This is a genomic window from Vibrio sp. 10N.222.48.A3 (assembly GCF_041475345.1).
Lineage (GTDB): Bacteria > Pseudomonadota > Gammaproteobacteria > Enterobacterales > Vibrionaceae > Vibrio > Vibrio tasmaniensis_A.
Map to the genome: position 1 here is coordinate 1 of NZ_JBFRVX010000816.1, position 2,110 is coordinate 2,110.

Here is a 2,110-nt window from a genome sequence, read left to right on the forward strand (position 1 = left end):
CAAACGGTTTTGCATAAAATGATAGTCGTCCACATCAACCAAATACGCAGAAGGTTTACCGTGTTCGGTGATTAGCACAGGTTCTTTGGTGTCATGTAAGTCCGCTAGGATTTGGGACGCTTGACGCTTGAGGGAAGTAACGAGCTCGACTTTCATAAGAGTAACTCCAAAATAAGAGTAATAAAGTGATACTGTCGTATCACTTTCAAGGTGCCAGGTTTAGCGCAGAGATATTGAGCGTTAAGAATCACTCTTAAGTCATGCTTCTTATGAGTAGGAAACTCACTCAACAACACACAAACAGCAAATGGCGTCACTTTGGTTTCGGCCTTAGAGCCTTGCTATTCTTGTGATAAGATACCCTCACCAGAAAATAATCGATGTGAACAATGTCAGAACATTCATACCACCAACTTCTTAAGTCGACCTTCGAAAACACTCTTCTTCACCTTTACTTCAAAGTAAAAATTTCCAGTCACTTTGTTAAAGAAGAGCAACGAAACAAGATCATCATTGACTTCTTAAAGCCAAAAATCAAACAAGCTCGATATAGCCTTATCAAGAAAAAGCTTAAAACTGTTTGTTTGATGAAGAGTAAGTTTGGCTCAATTGAAAAACACTTAGAAAGCGTTTTATCTCAATATTCAGCGATAGAGAGCAAAAACGACGTTGATAAGCTTTATGCCTTGCTAGAACGCTTTGAGAAGAGCGGATTAGAAACAAAACTTATTGAAGAGACCCCTAAGCAGGAAATGGACGTTGTTTATATCGACAGAGCACATATTGATCATTGCTTCGATAATGAAAACCGTCAGATTGCACCCATTTCGCTGTTTATACATACGAATGAATTAGACAGATTCACTAAGAGCTTAGCAACCCAACCTTATTTCACATATGAGTTGTGCCAAGCAAGTGAAGAGTTGAATAACTATCATTACAAAGTCCACCCAATTAGCTAACCATACTGCTTATCACACACTGTTTAGCCTTAACTGGTCCAAGACCCTTGTGAGTGCTTACCTGTACTTTTCCATCAATTGTCTATCCTGTACCTTAGTAATTGTCCCACAGCTATATGAAGCGCCAACTAACACAACCAAATCTAAAACGTTGGGCACTTCCAGCCCAAATCAAGATGTGTTGTACGCGATTTACCAAGCGGTACTACCGTCCTTTTTTCATCACAATCAAGGCCAATCTTTTGATCTTCTAGCAGTAAGCTGATCAGATATAAGCCTAACGCTGAATGATCTTGGCCATTCGTCTTCACCGCTACGGCTTCAACAATGAATTCAATTCCTGTTGACAGTGTCTCTTTATCTTTAAAAGACATAACTCCTCCCTTAAGTTACTGTGTAAATATACAGCAATATGGAGCGAGTGAATCCATATTTAAACAAATTGAGACATCAATCACATTGAACAGGGTCATGTCGACTCACCCTTAGAACACATTTCATGTCTTTAAAAAGGAGCTCGCGGACAAAAAGTCAGAGAGGAGATGATCGGGTGTCCAATAAATGCAACCTAGTCTTTACTCCAGAATTGAATTTACTAAGAGACCTCGTTTTGACTCGATAGTTACTTGTTATTATTCAACTCAAGGAAAAGCCGACTCAAGCACCGCCTTCTTTATCCCTACTTCATACTCAGCCCTCTCTAACGTTATAGGGGCAGATATCTGATGAACAGCATAATTACCACGAGGCTCTGGCCCATTTCGCCTACTTTCGGATAAAGCAGACTTGACCCATTCAAACAGATAGACGTAACGACTGACGGTCTGGCGACACAAGTTCGCCTTACGCGCCACCAAACCAATCGTGAGCTCCTGATTTTTGCGTAACAGAAACAGACAGGCGCGGATAATTCGGCGAGTGGTCTTCGTCCGGCGAAGGTTATGAGTTCTTCTGGCCGCTCTACGCTGCCTTTCCTGTAAACTTAATCCACTATCCAACCTCATCACACCTCGCTGGCAATCTGACCGAGCACAATATTTATCCCAGGTCCAACGAGAGACGCTTTTTACCACCGCTAATACCTCACTGCATGGCAAAGACGGCTTACCCACCAAATTGGCATTATTGACATGTGCAAAGCTCTCTAC

Annotated in this window: 3 protein-coding genes and 1 pseudogene; 1 reads left to right on the forward strand and 3 read right to left on the reverse strand. The window is 41.5% G+C overall.

Features of this window, described 5'->3' with window-relative positions; all coding sequences use genetic code 11:
* Positions 1-156, reverse strand: a 156-nt coding sequence (locus AB4653_RS20175; RefSeq protein ID WP_372105161.1) for a type II toxin-antitoxin system Phd/YefM family antitoxin, incomplete at its 3' end; no start/stop codon positions are given.
* Positions 157-389: 233 nt separating this feature from the next.
* Here AB4653_RS20175 and AB4653_RS20180 point away from each other — a divergent pair.
* A complete protein-coding gene (locus AB4653_RS20180) occupies positions 390-962 on the forward strand; it encodes a DUF2913 family protein (protein WP_017091827.1) in 573 nt (190 codons plus the stop codon).
* Positions 963-1,105: 143 nt separating this feature from the next.
* Here AB4653_RS20180 and AB4653_RS20185 read toward each other — a convergent pair whose 3' ends face one another.
* Complete coding sequence (locus AB4653_RS20185) at positions 1,106-1,336, reverse strand: hypothetical protein (protein ID WP_016799977.1); 231 nt, start codon at positions 1,334-1,336, stop codon at positions 1,106-1,108.
* Positions 1,337-1,603: 267 nt separating this feature from the next.
* Positions 1,604-2,110: pseudogene (locus AB4653_RS20190) on the reverse strand (replication protein A); the annotation flags it as partial.